The organism is Dehalogenimonas etheniformans (genome assembly GCF_014672715.2).
In the GTDB taxonomy this organism is placed as follows: Bacteria; Chloroflexota; Dehalococcoidia; order Dehalococcoidales; family Dehalococcoidaceae; genus Dehalogenimonas; species Dehalogenimonas etheniformans.
On sequence record NZ_CP058566.2, the window covers coordinates 1,822,220 to 1,843,510 of the forward strand.

Annotated in this window: 23 protein-coding genes, 1 pseudogene and 1 riboswitch; of the genes and pseudogenes, 11 read left to right on the plus strand and 13 right to left on the minus strand. The window is 50.7% G+C overall.

Annotation, left to right across the window (positions count from 1 at the left end; translation table 11 throughout):
* Positions 1 to 8: 8 nt before the first annotated feature.
* Positions 9 to 1,430 carry a reductive dehalogenase gene (locus HX448_RS09120; protein ID WP_102331592.1) on the minus strand — a complete coding sequence of 474 codons (1,422 nt, stop codon included), beginning with the start codon at positions 1,428 to 1,430 and terminating at the stop codon, positions 9 to 11.
* 319 nt (positions 1,431 to 1,749) lie between these two features.
* Between HX448_RS09120 and HX448_RS09125 the strand changes: the two genes are divergently transcribed.
* From HX448_RS09125 to nrfD, 5 genes are all read left to right on the plus strand, one after another.
* Positions 1,750 to 2,217, plus strand: coding sequence for a MarR family winged helix-turn-helix transcriptional regulator (locus HX448_RS09125; protein WP_162486022.1), 468 nt, complete (start codon positions 1,750 to 1,752; stop codon positions 2,215 to 2,217).
* A 240-nt stretch (positions 2,218 to 2,457) separates the two neighbouring features.
* Complete coding sequence (locus HX448_RS09130) at positions 2,458 to 3,246, plus strand: 4Fe-4S dicluster domain-containing protein (protein ID WP_102331594.1); 789 nt, start codon at positions 2,458 to 2,460, stop codon at positions 3,244 to 3,246.
* A gap of 2 nt (positions 3,247 to 3,248) precedes the next feature.
* Complete coding sequence (locus HX448_RS09135) at positions 3,249 to 4,304, plus strand: hydrogenase small subunit (protein ID WP_102331595.1); 1,056 nt, start codon at positions 3,249 to 3,251, stop codon at positions 4,302 to 4,304.
* A 24-nt stretch (positions 4,305 to 4,328) separates the two neighbouring features.
* Entirely contained in the window at positions 4,329 to 5,897 is a 1,569-nt protein-coding gene (locus HX448_RS09140) for a nickel-dependent hydrogenase large subunit (protein ID WP_102331596.1), read from the plus strand.
* 39 nt (positions 5,898 to 5,936) lie between these two features.
* Positions 5,937 to 7,100: an NrfD/PsrC family molybdoenzyme membrane anchor subunit gene (nrfD, locus tag HX448_RS09145; RefSeq protein ID WP_190259865.1), complete on the plus strand. Its 1,164-nt coding sequence runs from the start codon at positions 5,937 to 5,939 to the stop codon at positions 7,098 to 7,100.
* Positions 7,101 to 7,730: 630 nt separating this feature from the next.
* Here the strand turns inward: nrfD and HX448_RS09150 are convergent.
* From HX448_RS09150 to mscL, 8 genes and pseudogenes are all read right to left on the minus strand, one after another.
* Complete coding sequence (locus tag HX448_RS09150; RefSeq protein WP_190259866.1) at positions 7,731 to 8,144, minus strand: barstar family protein; 414 nt, start codon at positions 8,142 to 8,144, stop codon at positions 7,731 to 7,733.
* Complete coding sequence (locus tag HX448_RS09155) at positions 8,141 to 8,554, minus strand: guanyl-specific ribonuclease (protein WP_190259867.1); 414 nt, start codon at positions 8,552 to 8,554, stop codon at positions 8,141 to 8,143. The genes HX448_RS09150 and HX448_RS09155 overlap by 4 nt, the downstream gene beginning before the upstream one ends.
* Before the next feature lie 3 nt (positions 8,555 to 8,557).
* Positions 8,558 to 10,342 (minus strand): glutamine--fructose-6-phosphate transaminase (isomerizing), encoded by a 1,785-nt coding sequence (gene glmS / locus HX448_RS09160; protein ID WP_190259868.1) that lies wholly within the window; start codon positions 10,340 to 10,342, stop codon positions 8,558 to 8,560.
* Positions 10,343 to 10,390: 48 nt separating this feature from the next.
* Positions 10,391 to 10,474, minus strand: a riboswitch (cyclic di-GMP riboswitch).
* 538 nt (positions 10,475 to 11,012) lie between these two features.
* Positions 11,013 to 11,129 (minus strand): annotated as a pseudogene (locus HX448_RS10730) (DUF4332 domain-containing protein); the annotation flags it as partial.
* Between the two features lie 45 nt (positions 11,130 to 11,174).
* On the minus strand, positions 11,175 to 11,426 hold the full coding sequence (locus HX448_RS09170; RefSeq protein ID WP_190259869.1) for a GlsB/YeaQ/YmgE family stress response membrane protein: 252 nt from the start codon (positions 11,424 to 11,426) through the stop codon (positions 11,175 to 11,177).
* Positions 11,427 to 11,585: 159 nt separating this feature from the next.
* A complete protein-coding gene (locus HX448_RS10620) occupies positions 11,586 to 11,714 on the minus strand; it encodes a hypothetical protein (RefSeq protein ID WP_264294064.1) in 129 nt (42 codons plus the stop codon).
* 30 nt (positions 11,715 to 11,744) lie between these two features.
* Positions 11,745 to 12,149, minus strand: coding sequence for a DUF4332 domain-containing protein (locus tag HX448_RS09175; protein ID WP_190259870.1), 405 nt, complete (start codon positions 12,147 to 12,149; stop codon positions 11,745 to 11,747).
* 35 nt (positions 12,150 to 12,184) lie between these two features.
* Complete coding sequence (gene mscL, locus HX448_RS09180; RefSeq protein WP_190259871.1) at positions 12,185 to 12,655, minus strand: large conductance mechanosensitive channel protein MscL; 471 nt, start codon at positions 12,653 to 12,655, stop codon at positions 12,185 to 12,187.
* Between the two features lie 229 nt (positions 12,656 to 12,884).
* Here mscL and HX448_RS09185 point away from each other — a divergent pair, with 229 nt between their 5' ends.
* From HX448_RS09185 to ypfJ, 6 genes are all read left to right on the plus strand, one after another.
* Complete coding sequence (locus HX448_RS09185) at positions 12,885 to 13,103, plus strand: TRASH domain-containing protein (RefSeq protein ID WP_190259872.1); 219 nt, start codon at positions 12,885 to 12,887, stop codon at positions 13,101 to 13,103.
* Positions 13,104 to 13,217: 114 nt separating this feature from the next.
* Positions 13,218 to 14,318 carry a hypothetical protein gene (locus HX448_RS09190; RefSeq protein ID WP_190259873.1) on the plus strand — a complete coding sequence of 367 codons (1,101 nt, stop codon included), beginning with the start codon at positions 13,218 to 13,220 and terminating at the stop codon, positions 14,316 to 14,318.
* A 124-nt stretch (positions 14,319 to 14,442) separates the two neighbouring features.
* Positions 14,443 to 14,817 (plus strand): DUF2780 domain-containing protein, encoded by a 375-nt coding sequence (locus tag HX448_RS09195; protein ID WP_102331096.1) that lies wholly within the window; start codon positions 14,443 to 14,445, stop codon positions 14,815 to 14,817.
* Between the two features lie 404 nt (positions 14,818 to 15,221).
* On the plus strand, positions 15,222 to 15,740 hold the full coding sequence (locus HX448_RS09200) for a hypothetical protein (protein WP_162485955.1): 519 nt from the start codon (positions 15,222 to 15,224) through the stop codon (positions 15,738 to 15,740).
* A gap of 56 nt (positions 15,741 to 15,796) precedes the next feature.
* Entirely contained in the window at positions 15,797 to 16,003 is a 207-nt protein-coding gene (locus tag HX448_RS09205) for a dodecin family protein (protein ID WP_102331094.1), read from the plus strand.
* A 69-nt stretch (positions 16,004 to 16,072) separates the two neighbouring features.
* Positions 16,073 to 16,909 (plus strand): KPN_02809 family neutral zinc metallopeptidase, encoded by an 837-nt coding sequence (ypfJ, locus tag HX448_RS09210; protein ID WP_102331093.1) that lies wholly within the window; start codon positions 16,073 to 16,075, stop codon positions 16,907 to 16,909.
* Positions 16,910 to 17,088: 179 nt separating this feature from the next.
* Here the strand turns inward: ypfJ and HX448_RS09215 are convergent, their stop codons facing one another.
* The 4 genes from HX448_RS09215 to HX448_RS09230 form a co-directional block, all read right to left on the minus strand.
* Positions 17,089 to 18,696, minus strand: coding sequence for a nickel-dependent hydrogenase large subunit (locus HX448_RS09215; RefSeq protein WP_102331092.1), 1,608 nt, complete (start codon positions 18,694 to 18,696; stop codon positions 17,089 to 17,091).
* A gap of 55 nt (positions 18,697 to 18,751) precedes the next feature.
* Positions 18,752 to 19,708, minus strand: a complete 957-nt coding sequence (locus HX448_RS09220) for a hydrogenase small subunit (RefSeq protein ID WP_102331091.1) — start codon at positions 19,706 to 19,708, stop codon at positions 18,752 to 18,754.
* 59 nt (positions 19,709 to 19,767) lie between these two features.
* The gene (locus HX448_RS09225) at positions 19,768 to 20,379 is read right to left on the minus strand and encodes a cytochrome-c oxidase, cbb3-type subunit III (RefSeq protein WP_102331090.1); all 612 of its coding nucleotides are present in this window, start codon (positions 20,377 to 20,379) and stop codon (positions 19,768 to 19,770) included.
* 342 nt (positions 20,380 to 20,721) lie between these two features.
* Entirely contained in the window at positions 20,722 to 21,291 is a 570-nt protein-coding gene (locus HX448_RS09230) for an NADPH-dependent FMN reductase (RefSeq protein WP_102331089.1), read from the minus strand.

Below are 21,291 nucleotides of genomic sequence, written 5' to 3' on the forward strand. Positions count from 1 at the left end.
CGGTCCATTTAGTAGGTAGAATGCGTGACGCCGACAGTAGTGTCAAAACCAAGACTCGGTTGAGTTAGGTTCCACCAATTTTCCTTGTCCTCATGTGCGCCATAACCCCACCATTTGTCGGCACGCCACAGGAAGTCATTAAACATGGGGGTACTAGCCAGCGTTGCTTTAACATAGCTGTGAATACCGGCTGCTCCGGTATTGAAGGTACAAATGCCCATGCACTGGCCGCAGCCGCCGAAGGTAGCCTTCAAGCTCCAGCAGGAAACGCCATCGGTCCAGAACTGCTTCTTGCCCGGAACATGGGTATTATCTGCCTTGCCATAGATCTGGGGGATGTCCCATCTGGGCTCCTTATCATCAGGAATAGAGCCGGTCGGGCAGGCCTCGGAGCACTTGTGGCAGGTCTGGCAGAAGCGCCAGATACCCGCATCGATCGGCGGAGTCGGTGCTACCGGAATGTCCATAACCACAGAGAAGGCGCCAACGGTAGAACCATACTCCGGGGAGATGCAGACACCGTTGTTACGACCACCCTCAACGGTACCCGTTAAGGTGTTGGTGGCGATAGTCGGAATGGCGCCGCAAACAGGGGTGGTATAACCGTAGATTTGATAACCCAGGGTGCGGGCAAACTGCTGCAACCGCGGCTGGATTATGGACCATTGGCTGTACCGGATAGAGTTGCCTGCGCCGCCGATATTGGAGCTAGGCCAAGTGCGATACATTTCCTTGGACAACGGATGCAGGAAAGCCATATCGTATAGGGGAACACTAGCAGGCAGAACGAGTTTGTCCGTGCCTTCATAGCCGACGGCAACATCTTCGAAAATGTATTTCTTGTGTGAGGCAGCTTTGTCATATTCGCGGACCAGTTTATCCTTGTACTGCTGGGAAATCTCAGCGAAACCAACAGTAGCCATCCCGTAGAATCGAGCAGCCGCGCGCATCATCTTAGCGTTTTCTTCCGGCGTGCCCGACCACTTAGGAACTCCGAGCTGGGCTGGGGTTTTTGAGGTCTGCAAGCCCATGTAACTAATGGGGGCCTGGTATATTCCACTTGATAAGGCGGTATCACGAAGGTTCATACCAGGGGCATTTGCCTTCAATTTTTCGGCCGTATACGCCGTTGCTTGAGCAGATCTTTTCTTTTGTTCATCAGCGCCCATGAAGTAAGTCTGGCAAGAGGCATCCTGACCGGTCCACTTGCCGTCTGACCTTTTCATCTGGCTCCAATCCAGTTCAACCGTAGGATTTTCCAGTTCGCGGTCCTTGATCCACCACGCACGGTTCAACTTGCCTTCAGGCGAACTTATTACTTCATCCAGATCCTTGAAGGTCGGCGCTGTTAATGCAGCTGCACCTACTGCAGTCAAACCAAGCGCTTTCATAAAATCGCGACGACTCAGTGAGCTGTGAAATTGTGACATATTCTCATTCCTTTCCTATCATTTTTCTTGGTCTTCCCCAATGCCATCCGGTCTATCCCGAAGGCCATTTTCCTATCAGTCTCCCCCTTTCGGCGTAACGTCATATTACCTATTTGTGTCTTATTATAACGTATTATTCTACATAGAACATCCGCCAACATGCGTATTTTTAATTAGGATTTACTTACTTTTGCATTAAATAGGTTTAATACCATAAATTCTCTTTTTTCGATCAATTCCTTGAATGACCTCAATTTTTTCCTTGTCAATTTGCCACAAACGCTGGATTTTCATAGAATGGTGCGAGAATGGAGGAAAAATGCCTCAGACAACCGTCACAAGTTATTCCGATCCGATACTCGATCGCTGGGCCCGTTTTATGCGAACGAGGAACCTTTTATATAATATCTTCAGGCGCGATCTAGCCGAATTGGGTATCAAACCGGAACAACTCGGTATTTTGAACATCGTAAATATGGCCGAGGGACCGGTTACTCCTTCATTTATTTCACGTATCTATCGTCGAGAGCCGCACACGGTTTCCGTTAATTTAAAAAGGCTCGAAGCTAGAGGGTTAATTAAGTTGGTCAAGGACATGCAACGAAGAAACATGATCCGTGTAACGATTACCAAAGCGGGTGAAGATGTTTGGGAAAGAGGTATAAAGAAAACAGACAATGTCGGCCTCATTTTTGCTGAACTCTCTCCGGCTGAATCAGACCAACTGGATACCATCATAAACAAGCTGGCCGAAGCCTCCCTAAGAGTAGCAAAACGGCATAAATAGATGGACAAATACTTCACCTCCGTATCTTCTTTCGTCAGTTTTTAGTTCGCATTGTTTACCTGGCCTGTTATCAATTTCTAATCCGAACCAATCGTAAATCATAGCTACAAACGATTTACACCAATTGAAATCTGTGATATATTTTTCCGATGGTATTAATCCTTGGAACTCATTACTTAAACAAGTACCGCAATTCTCATTTTTTCCGCTAATAAGCATTTTTACGCAAAGGAGACCGCTATGCCCGTTGGAATGCTGATCGACACCACAAAGTGCATCCTGTGCCTGAGGTGCGAGAATGAATGCCACAATTTTTACGGCCTGAAAAACAAGCGTCTTGAGGGCAGCAGCGAGAAGCCTGAACTGGATGCTTATCACTATGTGGTGGTAAAGAGCTACGAAGTCCCGACGCCTAACGGAACCAAGGTCATCGGGGTCAGCAAACGCTGCCTGCATTGCTTCAGCCCGGCATGCGTTTCAGTTTGCCCGGTAGGCGCCCTTCACAAAACGCCCGAAGGCGCGGTGATCTGGGATGAAGGACGTTGCATCGGCTGCCGCTACTGCCAGAACGCCTGCCCGTTCGAAATCCCCAAGTTCGAATGGGATGTCGCCTGGCCGAAGATCCAGAAGTGCATTTTTTGCCTTGAGCGACGTATAAGAAACGGGCAGAACCCAGTATGCTCCGATGTCTGCCCGACCCAGGCTATCCGTTTCGGCGACAGGGCTGACCTTGTCGCGGAAGCGCATAAACGTATCGCCGAAAATCCGGATGTTTATTTCGATCACGTCTACGGTGAGACCGAAGTCGGCGGCACTTTCAAAATGTACATCGGCGCGGTTGACATGCGCGAACTGGGATTCCCCGAGACCGAGACCGAGATGTACCCCAATTTCACCCATGAATTCTTGAGCAAGATCCCAGTGGAAATCGCCTCCCTTGCTCTTGTACTGGGCGGGATATACACCTTCCGCTCGCGGCGCATGGCAGCCGCCGGCCAAGACAACTCCCATAACGAAAAGCGAGGTTAATCGTGACTGTCAAATTAACGCGCCGCCATTTCATCGAACTCTCCGCCGGATCGACCGCAGCGCTTGGCATGTCGCTGTTCAAGCATCCCGAATTTCACAAACTGTTCGCCCAAGCGCTTACCGAGGTGCCGGTCATCTGGTTCCAGGGATCCGGCTGCAACGGCTGCAGCGTATCGTTATTGAACACTTTCCCGATCACCATTCAGAACCTCCTCCTGTCCGAAGTAGTTAACGGAAAGCATGTCAGCCTGCGCTTCCACAACACGGTAATGGCCGCCCAGGGCGACCTGGCGATGAAGGCGCTGACCGACACCGAGGTCGCCGGGCCTTTTGCCCTGGTGGTCGAGGGCGGCATTCCGTTAAAAGACGACGGCTTCTATTGCGAGGTGGGCGAGAAAGGCGGTAAAGGCATTCCGATGACCGAGACCATCGCACGCCTCGGCCCCAAAGCAATAGCCACCATCGCTGTCGGCACCTGCGCCTCGTCCGGAGGCATTTCTTCGACACCGCCCAATATCGGAGAGGTGGTCGGCGTCCATGAGTTTTACAAACAGAAGGGCATCACCACTCCGGTTATCAACACTCCCGGTTGCCCCCCCCACCCCGATTGGTTCGTCGGCACCCTCGCCCAGGTCCTCATGAACGGACCCGAATCGGTCAAGGTCGATGGCGACCTGAGGCCGACGGCTTTCTACGGTGGAACCATTCACGACCAGTGCCCCAGACGAGGCAGCTTCACGGCCAAGCAGTTCGCCAAGAATTTTGGCGAACCCGACTGCCTGTACCTCCTGGGTTGCAAAGGGCCGATCACCCACGCCGACTGCAACGCCCGCCTGTGGAACAACAAGACCAACTGGTGTATCGGTTCCGGAGCGCCTTGCATCGGGTGCGCCGAGTTGAAATTCCCCGGCCACCTCGGACCGATTCACGAACCGATCGACCTGACCCAAACTATGGATAAGGCCGCTATCGGCATTGTCGGCGCCACTGCCGCGATCGTGGTCGGTGGAGCGATTGCCGCCGCTTCCGCTTCCGGCGACAAAAAATCCGAACATTAATCGAGGATTGAAAAGGATAAATAAATGGGAAACATAGTCATCGATCCCATCAGCCGAATCGAAGGGCACCTGAAGATTGACGTCGTCGTCGAAAACGGCGTGGTCAAGGACGCTCACTCTTCCGGGACGCTGTTCCGCGGTTTCGAGATGTTCATGAAGGGCCATAACCCGACCGATGCCCAGCATTACACCCAGCGCATCTGCGGCGTTTGCCCTGTATCTCACGGAGTGACTTCGGTGCTGAACCTGGACAGCGCTTTCGGCGTCGACGATAAGATTCCGGCCAACGGGCGGATCATCCGCAACCTTATCCAAGCCGGCAACACCATCCAGTCCCACATCCTCCACTTCTATCACCTGGCAGCGCTCGACTATGTCGACGTCACCGCCGCGGCCGGCTACACCGGAAACGACCCGGGGCTGATCAAAGTGGCGGATTTTATTAAACGGGCCGGCAGCGACACCGCAAAGCTCGGTCCTTTCTTCCCCCGTTACGAAGGCGATTACCGCCTGTCCAAGGCGATCAACCAGAAGGCCGTCGCCGATTATGTCACCGCCCTCGATATGCGGCGGTTGGCGCACGAGATGACTTCAATCTATTTTGGGCGCGTTCCCCACGGGCCGGGACTGGTGGTCGGCGGCGTCACCCAGGGACCGACCGCTGACAACATTGCCCTGTACCGCCAGAAACTGACTGTGCTGCGGGATTTCATCGATAACGTTTACATCCCCGACGTCATCGCCGTGGCTGAGGCCTATGCCGACCATTTCTCACAAGGTGCGGGCTGCGGCAACGTCCTGTCATACGGCGTGTTCGATCTTGATTCCACCGCCGACCTGACCAAGCGCAGGCGTTTCCAGCCCCAGGGTTCGGCGAACACCAAGCTGCAGTTGGCGGCGATGGATCCGAAGGCGATCACCGAAGACGTCAAATACAGCCGGTTCTCCAGCGTATCCGGGGCTTATCCCGGCAACGGGGATACCCAGGACAGCCCGGACAAGTCCGGCGCCTATTCCTGGCTGAAGGCGCCCCGGTATAAGGGCGGCGTCTATGAAGTAGGTCCGATGCCCCGCATGCTGGTGGCTTACCTCTCCGGCGACGCCACCGTCAAGGCGATGGTCGACTCGACACTAGCTCATTTCCAAGCTCCCCCATCCGTGCTCTTCAGCACGCTGGGGCGCCATGCCGCCCGCGCCCTTGAATGCAAGCTGGTCGCCGATGCCGCCGACGGTTGGCTGAACGAACTCAAGGTCGGTGAACCCTTCAATGTGCCTTTCGAAATCCCCGATCAGGCAGAAGGCATGGGCTTGTGGGAGGCACCCCGCGGCGCTCTTGGCCATTGGATCACGATCAAGGACAAGAAGATCGAACGCTACCAGTGCGTCGTACCGTCAACCTGGGACTGCTCACCGCGCGATGACAAGGACCAGCCCGGTCCCATTGAACAATCACTGATCGGCGCCAAGGTCAAGGACGAAGCCAACCCGTTCGAAGTCGTCCGCATTGTCCGCGCCTATGATCCGTGCCTGGCTTGCGCCGTGCACCTAGTCAGACCTAACGGCGATGTGATCGGCCAATACCGGGTAGCATAGTGTCTCTTATGCAATCTACTAAAAGTCTGGAGGCTTGATTTGAACAACAAGAACATACCTCTCTTTAGCTTCTGGGGCGTCGTCCAGATCCTGCTAGCGCTGGGGGCACTCGGCGTACTCACCGCCAAGATGATCTGGGGTCTGGGTGCCGTCACCAACCTCTCCGACAACTGGCCATGGGGCCTGTGGGTCGCCTTTGACGTCGGCATCTACATCGCCTCGGCGGCCGGCGGCTTCGTCCTGGCGGCGCTGGTCTACATCTTCAAGATCGAGGCTTTCCGTCCCCTGGTCAAGCCGGCCATCCTGATCGCCGCCCTGGGCTACACCATCGGCGCTCTTGGTATTGCCGTCGACCTCGGCCGCAGCCCGCTCATTGTTCACCCCCTGTGGATGTGGCAGCCTGGCTCCATCATGTTCGAAGTGGCCTGGTGCGTCATGATGTACTTGACCGTCCTGTATCTCGAATTTTCACCCAATATCCTCGCCCGCTTCGGACTTGAGAGATCTGAAAAGGTGCATCATGCCCTGGCGGTACCGCTGGTCACCTTCGGCATCCTCTTGTCCTTCCTGCACCAATCGTCTTTGGGCGCCCTGTTCCTGATCACCCCGGACCAGCAGCCGCTGTGGCACCTGCCGCTCATGGGATATCTCTTCGTCATCTCCGCCATGTCGCTGGGTCTTTCGGTGCTGACTATCTTCACCATCGTCACCGCCAAGTCCTGGAAGCTGACTTTGAGGATAGACGTGCTGTCCAAGGTCATGTCCATCGCCGCCTGGATATTGGTCTTCTACCTTGGCCTCAGGTTCTATGATACCGCCCAGTCGGGCCACTTCTCGGCCTTCAAGTTCGATAGCTTCGGCTGGCTATACATCGCCGAAGTCGGCGTGGGCATGATCCTGCCGGTCATCCTCATCGCCATGAAGAAGGTCAGGGAGTCCAGAGCCGGACTGCTGTGGGCATCATCCCTCATCTTCTTCGGCATGCTTCTAAACCGCATCAATACCCTGGTGCTGTCTCATGCACCCGCCCGTACCGGCAGCTACTTCCCGACGGTGTGGGAGTTCATCTTCACCCTGGGTCTTATCGCCGGTGCCATCTACGTCTTCCGGCTGGCGGCCAAGTATCTGCCGCTCTTCTCCGACAACAAGGCCGGCTTGCCCGAGACTGTGGCCAAGAACAACCCGGTGGTCGTACCGGCTTAACCTCGCCCTCCTATCCCTCTACCAGTCGCGGGAGAGGGAAGCTGAAGGGAGTGCAGTTTAAGGGGAGCGGTTCGCAAGAACCGCTCCCCTTTTTCGTGCCGGTAAGATTCGTTTTCGTTTTTTCTGCTGAAAAGTTTTATAGAGAAATGAATCATCCATTTTTAGCTTTAGCTCAATCGTGGGATTCGTTTCCAAAAACGAAGGAAAACCAATCTGCCACAAATCCGGATTTCGAATATCGAAATACGAAATGCCGATTCGTCCCTCGTGCCATATCCCCATCCGGTGAAGAATGCAAAAACGATTGAAACGACTCGTTGATGCTTGGCGCTAAAACGAATGAAACGAATCCTGCCCTCAGTGTGCGTTCGCCTCAAGAATCGCGGGAGACGGTTGTTTGTACAGGTGTTCTGATATTCACGGGTGATATTATAGCACCGGCGTTCTCGTGAGTGTCAAGCGTCTCGTGTCGTTTTTGGTGCCATTTTCAAAAAATATTTTAAGCCAGAAATTCAGCTTCCTGTCTTAAGTTGTTGGATATGCTGAACTGACGAGGACTGGACACCCCTCCAGTTACAACCACCATACAATCCGTCAGATTGTTCTAATAACGCTTTTGGAGATTTTACTTCATCCATCCAATAAGATGACGAAAAAAGGTTTACCTTGATCCTTCCAATACGAAGCGCTGGATCGAAAAATTTCCTTAATAACCTCAAAGTCCTCAGGCATTTTGTTCTTAAGGGATTGAAAGTGAGTAATTAGAATGACGTAGCCCTTGGCAGGTTTCCACGAAAGATCAGTAAGGCTGTCTTTGAGGGCGTCCCAGTTATGTCCGAAGTAGACTGGGAAATGAAATACTTTGGCAACCCGCCTTAGAAAACCCAGTTTCGTGCTGATTCGATCAAAACTAAGGGACGTCATTTCGAAACCATACTTTTCGGTTGCCTGTCGAATCTCTGACTTCCCATATTTGGTATCCGCCGAGTATAGGCCCGAGTTTGTTGTTGAACTGAATAACACATTAAAGTCTATCACGTTCATCTCACAATCAACCTGAAACTAGCATAATGGTCGTCTGTATAATAAGATTCTCCGTTGGCGCCGATCACAATCCTTCGCGGTCCTCGGTCACTCGATCCCGGAGTAATGACTGTGTACTCATGGTAATAGCCTGATCCCTTTTTGGGAAGTAGCATTTCGAAATTATTGAACACGGAACCGTCTTGCGGGAAGGGGAAGGGTCCCCGGATGTCAATCAGATGCAGGGTAGTTTTGGCTTCGGTAGGCAGATCGGAATATCTGATAGTCCTGTAACTAGTTTCTCCGTTCGTCGAACCTGAAGGAACTAATGCGCATCCTACTAAGGAAATTACACCCGAAAGAAGAACAATCAACGTAATAGAAATTATCCGAGTTCTCGGGGTAGAAAGAATAGAAACCAGATGATCCATCGTTTATTCGACCGTGACGCTCTTAGCTAAGTTTCTCGGGAAATCAATCGGGCAATCACGGAATTTGGCCGCGAAATAAGCTAATAATTGCAGAGCAACGGTATTAATTATTGGCGATAGGAGAGTATGCGTGACTGGGATTCGGATCGTGAAATCGACCAGTCCTGGAATTTCAGTATCGGTCTCCTGTACCAAAGCAATCACAGGCGCTTTGCGAGACTTTATTTCTTTTATATTGGTAACCATTGCATCATAACAGGCGTCCCGATTAACTATGGCGACCACAGGGGTATCTTGTTGCAGCAGAGAGAACGGACCGTGTTTCAGTTCACCCGCGGCATAACCCTCGGCATGGATATAACTGATCTCTTTAAGCTTCAGAGCCCCCTCGAGGGCGACCGGATAATTGATGCCTCGACCAATAAAAAAGACATTTGAGAACCGCGTTAAATAGCGCGAACAGGCTTTTATCTGATCTTGATTGTCAATTACACTTTGCACTAAGTCCGGAAGTTGGCTCAACCGGACTATCAGTTGCTCGCGCAAGTTCTCTTCCGTGTCCTGTTGCAGCAAAGCAAGTCGATAAAGTTCCATAAGTTGGGCGATGAAGGTTTTAGTGGCAGCCACACCGAATTCTGGGCCAGCATGGGTGTAGGTGACCTTGTCGGCCAATTGAGTAACAGAACTGCCTTTGACATTAGTGATGGCCAAGGTGGCGCAGCCCGCTTGTTTTAATCTACTGAGCGACGTCAAAACGTCAGCGGTCTCCCCAGATTGGGTGATAGCGATGACATTGGCGACAGGAATAGTGCGTTCACGGTGGTTGACCTCTGATGCCAACTCCACCCGAACAGGTATGTCCAACAATTCTTCGATAACATATTTTCCAATTAAACCTGCATGGTAGGACGTGCCACAGGCGAAAATCAAAAGTCCTTTACCCTTTTTATATCGCATAAACTCAGCGTCGATTACCGGAGCAGTTCGGTGGAAAAAACCCTCAAGAGCCTGGTTGATTATCCTAGGTTGTTCGTATATCTCTTTAAGCATGAAATGTTCAAATTCATTCTTCTCAACCTGATCGGCAGACCAATCAATTGGAACGATAGCCCTGGTTGTCTCTTTGCCATTTTTCAAAATTTTCAAGCTATTTTGGTCGGCAACACCGATTTCACCGTCTTCAAGGTAAATCACCTTGTTAGTGTGTTCTAGAAGAGGTGGGATGTCAGACGCAACTAAGATCTCACTCTCTCCGATGCCGATGACCAGGGGGCTCTGCTGGCGGGCAAATACCAGCTTATGTTCGCCTTCAGCGATCGCGACAATCGCATAGGAGCCCTTTAACTGGACAATGGTTTCCGCCAATGCCTGTTCGAGGTTTCCTGTGTAATGCTTTTCTATCAGATGAGGGATGACCTCAGTATCGGTCTCCGAAAGAAATACGTGGCCTTCGGCAATCAGCTTCTCCTTCAATGGTCGATAGTTTGAAACGACGCCGTTATGGACCAGAGCAATTTTGCCGCCGCAATCAAGATGGGGATGAGCGTTGACTTTCGAAGGTTCTCCGTGGGTGGCCCAGCGGGTATGCCCGATTCCGACGGTACCCACAAACCTGGGAGATGAATTTCTTAGATTGCCGACCCGGCAAGCACCCTTATAAACGTTAATTACATCATCTAGTACTGCAATACCCGATGAGTCATAACCCCGGTATTCCAGCTGTTCCATTGCCCTCAGCAGTACAAACTGAGCGGATTTGTTCCCAATGTAACCAACGATGCCACACATATCAGTTCCTTTAAAAAGATTGTGCTAAAAATAAAATAACCGACATGATCCTTCTAATGTCGGTTTCACTATTGGCTCCCCACCACCCAAGTGACCAGATAAAGGTGGCAGTTCACAGCCTCATCTATTTATTCTTTTATACTTAGTAACTCAAATTATCCATTTTTGTCAGGATGATTGACAATACTACCTTAGTATGATTACTTTTGTTCATAAGTAGGAATATAGTGCTAATTATTATTAATGATAATAACAATATTCTGCAGTTTTGCTTTAGACGGCAATCTAACCATCTTCAATATAAACTTAGATATTGTCGAGCGGCTTCCACGGGTCGTCAATTTACGGAGTACCATTCGCACAGAACGAAATTTTAAAAATTTAAGGAGGGCATCTCTTTGATGGATGCCCTCCGGCTAACCGACGACTGTACGATAGGAGTTAGTTCTTGTCTTCTCTCTGAGCTTTGCCGGTTCTCCTTTTCACCAGATTGTTGTATCTTTCTGGCGCAAGGGCTTTTCCTTCCACCTTGGGGTCTTGATTCTTTTTGTGGTTAGTATCTACAGATGCATTTCTAACAATTCTTGGGATCAATATTCCACGACACGCGGCAATTCTTTGGCTTGCTTAACCCAATCAGCTACCGAGGTAGCGTGGGGTAAACGGCGTATCAATTGTTCTCTTTGTTCGCGTCAACCAGTTTTGCCAAGAGATTTTCAGGTTTCCGTTGGCCTAGTTTTTTAACCATATCGACGCCTGCAGCTTCAAGTAGGTCACTAACCTCTTCGCCAACACCTTTAAATTACGAATCCTTCACCACTCGCTTAGGAAACTATTTATTTTTCAATTGTCTCCAACCGAATAATAATAGTAATGCTCCGCCCGTTGCTAACAATAGGGTGGTTAGATTAAATCCAGTGACTGAACCTATTCCCAACAAATTTCCGATAAAGCCACCAATCAAACCACCAGCGATACCGATGAGTATAGTTACTATAATATTCCCTGGATCCTTGCCAGGCATGATTAATTTGGCTAAAGCACCTGCTACAAGACCTACAAAAATCCAAGATAGAATCCCCATTTATTTCTCCTACAAAAAAATACTTGTCGAATTGCTTGAAACAACTTCGAGGTGCACCAATAGCCTAGAGTAATCCAACGTGCTGAGGCTTGAGGGTGGGGAATAAAACACTTCCGTCCTAAGGGGTAGCCGAATAAGCTACCCCTTAGGACGGAATGATTACTCGGAGTCTTTCTTAGCTTTACCTTTGGCTTTGCCAATAGCCTTCTCTCCGGCTTGCTTAATTTGACCGGGTGCGGAGGACTTTCCTTTTGCTTTCCCTCGCGGGTCTTTTTCCTGCTTGGCCATTTCTTATTTGACTCCTATACGCGGATTTAATCAATACTCCACGACACGCGGCAATTCCTTGGCCTGCTTGACCCAATCAGCTACCGAGGTAGCATAGGGCAAGCGGCGTACTAACTGTTTCTCTTTGTTCACCTCAACCAGTTTTGCCAAGAGATTTTCAGGTTTTCGTTGGGCCAATTCTTTAACCGTGTCGACGCCAGCAGCTTCAAGTAGATCGCTGAATTCCTCACCTACTCCTTTTATCCTAAACAGGTCAGCCCGATTGACCCATTCCAGAATTAAGGCATCACTGATTTGGGTCTTTTCTGCTAGCTCTTTTCTACCCTTCGCAGAGGCCCCGGAAGTTAACAATTTCTCGACTGTGTTAATTCCAATTGCCTTCAACTTTTCCGCAAATTTTGGACCGATTCCCTCGATTTCTACAATGCTTGACATGTTTTCTCCTTCTCGTTATTTCCTAGCTAGGTATTCTAGCGTAGTTCCGAGGTGCAATTGGGACATCTTTTAGCCTTGACCGAAATAGTCGTAGCACAGTAAGGGCAGTCCTTGGTGGTCGCGGCAGCGGGAGTAGCGGCGGCAGCCTTCTTGGCGGCCTCTTTGGCGGCTATCATGTTGAGCGGCTTGACCACCACGAAGAAGATAGCCGCGGCGACGATTATAAAGCTGATAAGGACGTTGATAAATAGACCGAAATTCATGGTGACGGCGCCCGCAGCCTGGGCGGCGGCCAGTGAATCATACGGCCCGGAGGTAGCGCCTTCCTTGAGGATGGCATACATATTGGTGAAGTCGACTCCACCGAGGAGCATACCAATCGGCGGCATCAAAATGTCCGTGACGAAGGAGTTGATGACGGCGCCGAAGGCTGCGCCGATGACAATGCCGACTGCCAGGTCGACGACATTGCCACGCATGATGAACGTCTTGAATTCTTTGAGCATTTACCCTCCTTTTTTCCCGTCTTATGTATTTTGTATAACCTTACTCCTGAAATCACGACATAGCAAGAGATAATTGCTGGTCAGGAGCACCGTCTTTAAATTCATGAATAAACTATGTATGAATTCTGCCCTAAAGTACAACCATGATTAGTCCTTTAGGACGGTGTTTTTCACTTTATAAAGAGTATGATTGTGTTGAATGGTGCTCTAGAATACAAAAGGAGGAGACATGGATCTTAAAAAAATCGCCGACAAAGGGAAGGAAATGGCTGCACAGGGCAAACAAGCCGCTGGCAAAGTAATGAATAAGGTGGATGTGACTTGCGACGCCTGCGGTAAATTGATGAAACCAGGCGGCATAGTAAAGAAAACAATCGGAGACAAAGATTACCAATTCTGTAGCAACGCCTGTGTGGCCACGTTTAAACCAGGGCAGAAAACAAAGTAAAGAATTTCCTCTCGATAAGTCAATCGGTTAAGCGCAATTTGTGTGCGAAGGGTTTGTTTTTGTCCAAATCAATAGGACGTTTATTCACTGAATAGTCGCATAAGGAGATTTGGAATGAACTGGCTAGCTTTCCTGATCGGCGCCCTATTCCTTGGTTTTCTTCTTTATCTGTTAATCAACTACATCTTGGACCCAAACCGCAAAAGTTCTAAAGCTGCCATCCAGGAAAAACTTGAACTGGCTAACAAAGAGAATTTTTCACTGAAAACCCAAGTATCAGGAAATCAGGGTTTACAAGCCCGCCTGGAAGCTGCGAACAGCGAGACCGAGGCACTGAAAACGCAACTTGGGAACATGAAAGCCTTAAGTGCTCGCCTGGACGGCGCCAACGGCCAGATATCAGAACTACAGGCGCAATTGGCCGGGATGAAAGACCTTCAGGCGCGCTTAGATGGCGCCAATGTCGAATTGGATTCTCTAAGGGCACAATTGAGCACGGCGAAGGACCTGAAAATGCGCCTCGATGGTGCCAATGGCCAGATATCCGGGCTGCAATCGCAATTGGCCGGGATGAAAGACCTTCAGGCACGCTTAGATGGCGCCAATGTCGAATTGGATTCTCTAAGGGCACAATTGAGCACGGCGAAGGACCTGGAAATGCGCCTCGATGGCGCCAATGGCCAGATATCCGGGCTGCAATCGCAATTGGCCGGGATGAAAGACCTTCAGGCACGCTTAGATGGCGCCAATGTCGAATTGGATTCTCTAAGGGCACAATTGAGCACGGCGAAGGATCTGAAAATGCGCCTCGATGGCGCCAATGTCGAAATGGAGTCGCTGAGGGCACAGGTCGGGAGCATGAAAGGGATAAAGGCTGATCTCGATACTTGTCAAACCAAGACAGCACAACAAAACGTCGAAATCGAACGCCTACACAAAGAATTAGCAGCTTTCAAGCCCGATGACCTGACGATCATCGAAGGGATTGGATTGAAGATCGGCGAGCTCCTGAACCAGAACGGCATCCATACCTTTGCCCAACTAGCTACGACAAGCGTGCAACGTCTGCAAACCATCCTCAACACGGGTGGGACTCGCTTCGCTATTGCCGATCCGGGAACATGGCCGGAGCAGGCAAAGCTTGCCCGGGATGGTAAATGGGACGCTTTTAAAACCCTTACCGACAACCTTAAGGGCGGGCGTCGCACTGAATAAGCTGGGTGACATCCAACTATAAACAAATAAATAAACGAAACCGAATTGAGAAAGACAAGCGTTCGGTTGAAAAAATCTGATCGGGCGCTTGTCCTCAGGTCAAGAGGCTTCATGAGAGGATAAAATGGAACTCTTGGATCAGTTGACAACCAAACTCGGAGTAAGTGAGTCTCAGGCTAAAGGTGGGGTGGGTTTACTTTTCAAACAAGCTAAGGAACGTCTGACGGCATCGGATTTTTCGAAAGTCTCGGCGAGCGTACCCGGTGTGGACAGTCTAATAAAAGCGGCACCTTCGTCTACTAGTAATTCGGGCGTTTTCGGCAAGATATTTTCTGCTTTTAGCGGAAACAAAGGCGGTGTCTTAGAGCTTGCAGGGGGGTTCTCAAAACTAGGTTTAAATAGCAGTATGATAAGTAAGTTTATTCCAATTATTCTGGCTTTCGTCCAGAGCAAGGGCGGCGATGGAGTAAAAGGTCTTCTGGAAAAAGCCTTGAAATAGATACAACTTGGGAGTTGAAAGGATTTAACAAGCATAAATGGATAGAACTTTCCGGGTGCCAACAAAATTCCCCTTAAGTGAGGAACAATGCATCACAATAGGGGGGCATTGCTATATCAGATCAAACATGGTTTCCCAAACCATGCCACCGATCTATCACCGCCATTGCAAGCACTGCGGTCATACACAACATGGTCGGGCACAAGAAAACATCTCCTGGAGCGATACAGAAAGGGTTTGAAATAATCGGCTATCAGAGCGTGGCAACTCCAATCCCGTGGGCATTTGTGTCGTTAGTGAGGAAATAGATGGTCTTTGATCGATTCCTGAGGATCTTGACACAGCGGTCGATAAAACCCCAGCCTACGCCAACTCGGCAAACACCAACCAGGATTCCTCAAGCGATGAGGTCGGGAAACTTAATCATCACCCACCCCGAAGAAGCAATGAACCCTTCTGCAACACTCGCAAACACCAATCTGGCTGAAATAATAAACAAATGGCTGGCAGATTGGGATGTACCGGCTCAACATTGGGAATACTGGAAAACGGCGATTGATATTCAGGTATATGAAACCTATCCCGCTTTTCTCACGACATCAGGAATGAGCCAGAATACACCAGCTGGTGCCTGGGATGCAGACGGTAAACGGCATCTAGCAGTGAAGCCCCAGTGGTTAAATCCCGGCGTCATCGCGCATGAGCAGGCACATAACAGCTACGCCTTACTCCCACCGGCTCAAAAGGTAGCATTTTCAAGCGCCTATTCACTTCTTAAACACACCGATCCACTCATCAGACTCCTATATTCAAAAAATCAATACGGACTAACCAATGATGTTGAAGGACATGCCGAGGTCTACCGCTATTTAGGAAATCAGATGCCGGTCGAGCTTAAAATGTATTATCCATTATTATTTTGATCCAAAAAGATCCCTTGTTGAAGGTTTGATCAGGAAAATAAATTAAGAGGTTAAGAATGTCAATTTCAAGAATCACCGAGGTAAAATCAGCCTCTCCAATTAGCTTTGACGATGCAATTAGACAGGGCGTCGCCCGCGCCGAAAAAACTCTTAAGAATATTAAATCAGCCTGGATCGCTAATCAGGAAGTATTAGTGAATGAAAACGGTGATATCTCGGAATATCGGGTTCACATGAAGATTACATTTCTATTAGAAGAATAAACAGATTAAGTCGTACGAAGCTGACATTTAGATATCGTGAAGAGGATATAGAGCCACTATAGGTTCGCCATGAAAACAAAGGACCGAAGAAAGAGTCAGAATATCGAAGACCGTAGGGGTGCTCCGCGAGGAATTGTTGGAGGTGGCATCGGGGCGCTCGTAATTCTGGTTTTAGCGGCTTTACTTAATGGTGGGGATCTGACAGGGGTACTTGATATCTTCACAGGGCAACAGGAAAATGCCCCATACACAGAAACACCTGCAGAAAAAGAACTCTCAGAATTTGTATCGGTTGTTCTTGCTGAGACGGAGGACACCTGGACTACTCTGTTCAGGGAACAAAACCAGGTTTATAGTTACCCCTTCTTAGTGTTATATACCGGGAGCGTTCAGTCTGCCTGTGGTGTATCAGGTGCATCGACAGGACCTTTTTATTGCCCGGGTGACAAGAAGGTATACATAGACCTAAGCTTTTTCAATGAATTGAAATTAAAATTTCAAGCTCCCGGGGATTTTGCTATTGCTTACGTCATTGCTCATGAGGTTGGGCATCACGTCCAGACACTTCTAGGCATTACCCAACAAATGGATGCCTTGCGAGGAAAATTGTCGGAGAAGGAATACAATAAATACTCAATTCGTTTTGAATTGCAGGCTGATTATTTTGCCGGAGTCTGGGCTCATTATGCCAACAGGATGAACCTTTTAGAACCGGGCGATGTAGACGAAGCCCTTAATGCTGCTGCCGCTGTAGGCGACGATAGGATTCAACAAAATACCCAAGGGTATACAATACCTGATAGTTTCACACATGGGACATCAGCCCAGAGACAGGGTTGGTTTTACAAGGGGTATGTCTACGGTACGATCAAAGACGGCGACACTTTTACGCTTTCGGATCCTTAAATATCAGCCAAGAGAATTTCCTGCTGATTACGAAAAACAGACAGATCGCGACCAACATTTTCCGTTTTTACGTCCCCAACGCATTTAGATAAACTTCGGAAATCGCGACTTGAGAATCTATAAACTTAAAAGGAGAGCCCTTTCGGGCTCTCCTTTTACCAGCGCTTCAGAGAAATCTTTTAGAGATTGACCACCTTAATGTCGTTTGTACTCGGATCGATGATATGGACACCGCAGGCGATACAAGGATCGAAGGAGCGAATGATGCGGACGATGTTGATCGGATTGTCGATGTCCGGCACCGGCGCACCGATAAGGGCTTGCTCGTACGGACCGCGAACCCCTTTTTCATCTCGGGGTCCGGCATTCCAAGTGGACGGAACGACCATCTGATAATTCTTGATCTTCCAATTATCCACCGATACCCAATGACCGAGGGCGCCGCGGGGGGCGTCCCAGACGCCGAAACCCTGGGCGGTCTTGGGCACTGCCTTCTCGTTCATGCCGACAATCGGACCCGCTGTCCTGAGAGAAATCAACTGATCAATCCAGGCGATACCGGCGTCCACAATCTGCTTGGTAATCAAGGCACGGCACAGATGACGGGCGACGACGCCCTCGCGACCGCCTGCCTTGAAGAAATCAATCAGTACCGGGAACTTATTGACCAAACCGCGCGCCAGGGGACCGACTTCCATGGTCTGCGAGTTGTAGCGGGGAGACTTGAAGAAGGAGTAGGCGCCCGCCTTGTTGACGTTGAATTCGGTGACGCCGGCGGACGGATGGAGCGCCGTGGTCCCGGAGGGGTAATTGTACCAGGAATTGGTCACCGATTCGGTGATCTTACTGTAGTCAACCGCTCCCACGGTCAAGCCGGCCACATCGGTTATGCTGCCGGGAGCGCCGGTAGAAGTGATGACGCCGCCCTTGAACATCGGATTGGAACCGCCAAACGAGGTATCCGAAGGAGTTGCCGAGGGATTCTGAGGCAGCATCGGATAAGCAAGGTAATTGCCGGCGGTAGCGCCGAGGGCTATCTTAGCCAACGGGAAGAGAGGACCGGTTCCGACAGCCAGGACATCCGGCAGGTAATAGTTGTCAACGAATGCTTTCTGCTCCATCCACAGTTCACGGAAAGCCAGCAGCTGTTCGCGCGAAGGAGTAGCGACGCACCCGCCCACGGTGATGGTATTGGGATGGGGCTGGATGCCGGTGATGTAAGCCAGCATTTTCTGCGATTTGGCTTTCATTTCCAGGGACTTGATGTAATGGGAAACAAGGGTAGTAACGGTGTCCGGATCATTCAGAGAGAAGGCGTCCGGAGTGTAGCGGGGTACAAATGGGGAGGCATCGCCCCGGGTGACCAAGCCGACGATCTTGTCCCTTATCGCCAGAAGCCCGGCATCGGATCCCTTGTAGTTGGCGACAGCCAGGATATCAAGGTAGTCCAGGGCGGACAGATTGTAAAAATGGACATAGTGGTCGTGGACATAATATCCGGCGCAAAAGAGGTTCCTGAGCAGCCGGCCGGCTTCGGTGAGTTCGATGCCAAAGGCGTTCTCCATGGCCTGAGCGGAGGCGATGGCGTGAACACCTTCGCAGACGCCGCAAACGCGGCTGGTGACGTAGGGAGCGTCCCAGGGATCCCGGCCTTGGAGCAGTATCTCAAAGCCGCGGGCCATGGTCCCGGCAGACCAAGCATCGGTAACAACTCCGTTGTTGACCTCTACTTCAATCCGGAGGTGACCTTCAATTCGCGTCATCGGATCGACGACAACTCGGGTCATTTCATCTATCCTCTTTCTTAACCTATTTCCAGATTCCCTTTAGCTTGATTGAATGTCACACACCGAAGTTGAAATCATGGGCCAGGAGCATGTTACCTTTTTCGAAGAATTCGGGCTGCGAGCAAGCGACGCAAGGGAAGCTACTCTGAATGCAATAGCTGGCGCGGTTGTTCCACAAGCGCTCCCAGCAGTCCTGGAAGGCGATAGGGCCCTTACAACCCTTGAGAATCAGGCAGTAGCCCTGCTGCTTCGGGTCGTTGAAATTGGTGACAAAGCGTCGGGCTTCAAACTGGCCACGGCGAGCACAGTTGTCATGCTGCAGCTTACCATAGAAGGCCAACGGCCGATGGAAGGAATCAAGGTCGGGAGCCTTGCCAAAAGTTAAATAGTAAACCAGAGTTGCTACCAGGCGCTCATTGTGAACGGGGCAGGTCGGAAGGTTGATGACCGGGGTCTTGATATCGGCGAAGGTGTTGTGAGGTGTGGTGCCGTTGTAGAGAATACCGACGCCCCCGGTGGGCCCGAAGCGGGGGATGCCGCCAAACGACGAGCAGACTCCGGCGGCGACAATCACCGCGGCGTTCTTGGCGGCGGCTTTGAACTGGTCGACAAAGGTCTGACCGCCGATGGTGCAATACTTGCCGTTCTCCGCCAGCGGGATGGCGCCGTCGACGACCAGAACGTATCCGCCCTTGGCGATGGTCTGGGCCAGGGCGTCTTCTGCCTGGTAACCCGAACCGGCCATCACGGTCTCGTTGTACCGCAGCGAGATGGTGTCGAGGAGCAGGTCAACGGCGGTCGGCTCCAGGTTGTTGACGAACGATTCCACGCAACCGGTGCAGCTCTGGCCGTTAAGCCAGATGACCGCCGGCTTGGCGGCTTGTTCTTCAAGGGCGTTCACGATCGTGGGGGTCAAGGCTTGGCTCAGGCCGAAATAGGTTACGGTCATCCCGGCGATCTTGACGAAATCCCGGCGGTTAAGTTCCTGTTTGGTCAGGATTGAAAGATCCATTTTTGCTCCTTCAGCGGGCTGTCGCTCCGCGCTATTTTTACGTTCAGGACCTGTCCGTACTAGGGCACCGTCTTCAGGTAATGAGCCAGGATATCCTGGCGGTCCTTGCTCAGGTTGGATCCGGTAAAGTGAGCCGAGATGAAGGTGCTTAATTGAGCTTCGGTATTAAAATTGGTCAGTTGAACCGCGGTGATATTCGGACCGCCCAAACCGCCGGTGCGACTGGAACCGTGGCACAAGGCGCAATTGCTGGAGTACAAGACTATCGGATCGGTGCTGAAGGCGGGGCTGGTGGACGTAGCCGGCTTGGACTTGATCTTAAGGTAATCAGCGAGGATGTCCCGCAGCGGCTGGGTCATTCCGGGCGCCGGATGAACGCCGAGGAAAGTGCTTAAGAAAGCGGCGCTGAAATTGCTGGTGTCGGTGATGTCCGGGCCGGCCGCTCCGCCCTGCAGGTTTATGCCATGGCAAACGGAGCACTTGCTGACGTAGAGAAGGTCGGCATCAACGCCGGCGACGGTGGGCAGTAAGGCGGTCGAAACCGGGGTGGTGGTGGGCGGCGGCGAGGTGGTCTCAGTCGTTGGATTATTGGAAGTACAGGCGCTCAGAATGGGTATTAACAACACTACCAGGGCGAGGATGAGGCTGGGGACGCCGTGTCTTTTCATCATTCAACTCTCCTGTCTAATATCGCCGCTTGTTTAGTTCCTCAGCATATTCAATTTTAGTTCTTCGGCGGGTTTATTTCGCTCCGGCCGAAAACAACTTTTCAAACTTGGCGGATTGTAACACCGCGGTATTAATACTGTCAAAGGCGACTTACGCTAGTTGGATAAGATGTCCAATTCCCAATCTTAACCGAAACCACGACATCATAATTTTACAACCCTTTTATTTGATATCAAAAAAGAAATCAACATATTCACGATTAATCCATACAACTGCCAAAATATTTTTTGATTTCATGGGCAAAAGAGGTGAAAGCTGAGGATGACTTCCAGTCCGGCTTATCCCTATTGAATCGGATTGCATTTTAGCCTGAGCGTCCAGTCGTAGAGGGCATTTAGCAGTTGTTTGACGAGATCACGGGCTTTTTGATCGATCAAATTGCCATCCGAATCGAAAGCCTGCGCGGCCAGGGGCACCATTACTTCCGGCTTGTTTACCGGATGCATCTCCAGGAACACCATCATCTGCCTGAGATGATACTGCGCCCTGGCTCCGCCAAGCGAACTTGTCGAGGCGCTCATGATCGCCGCCGGCTTATCTTTGAAGGAATTATCGCCGTGAGGGCGCGATGCCCAGTCGATGGCATTTTTCATGACTCCGGGAACGGAGTAGTTGGCTTCAGGAGTAACGAACAGTATCGCGTCAGCGGCATCGATGAGCGACTTGAATTCCCGGACTACACCGGGCAGGCTGTGTTCCTGGTCCTGGTTGAAAGGGGGGATCGGGGCAAGATCGAATACCTGAAGATCGATGCCGGGAGGCGCCAGTTCAACAGCCGTCTTCAGGAGCATTCTGTTGAACGAACCTTGGCGAAGGCTGCCGGCGAAACCGAGCACCTTGATCTTGGTCTGCAT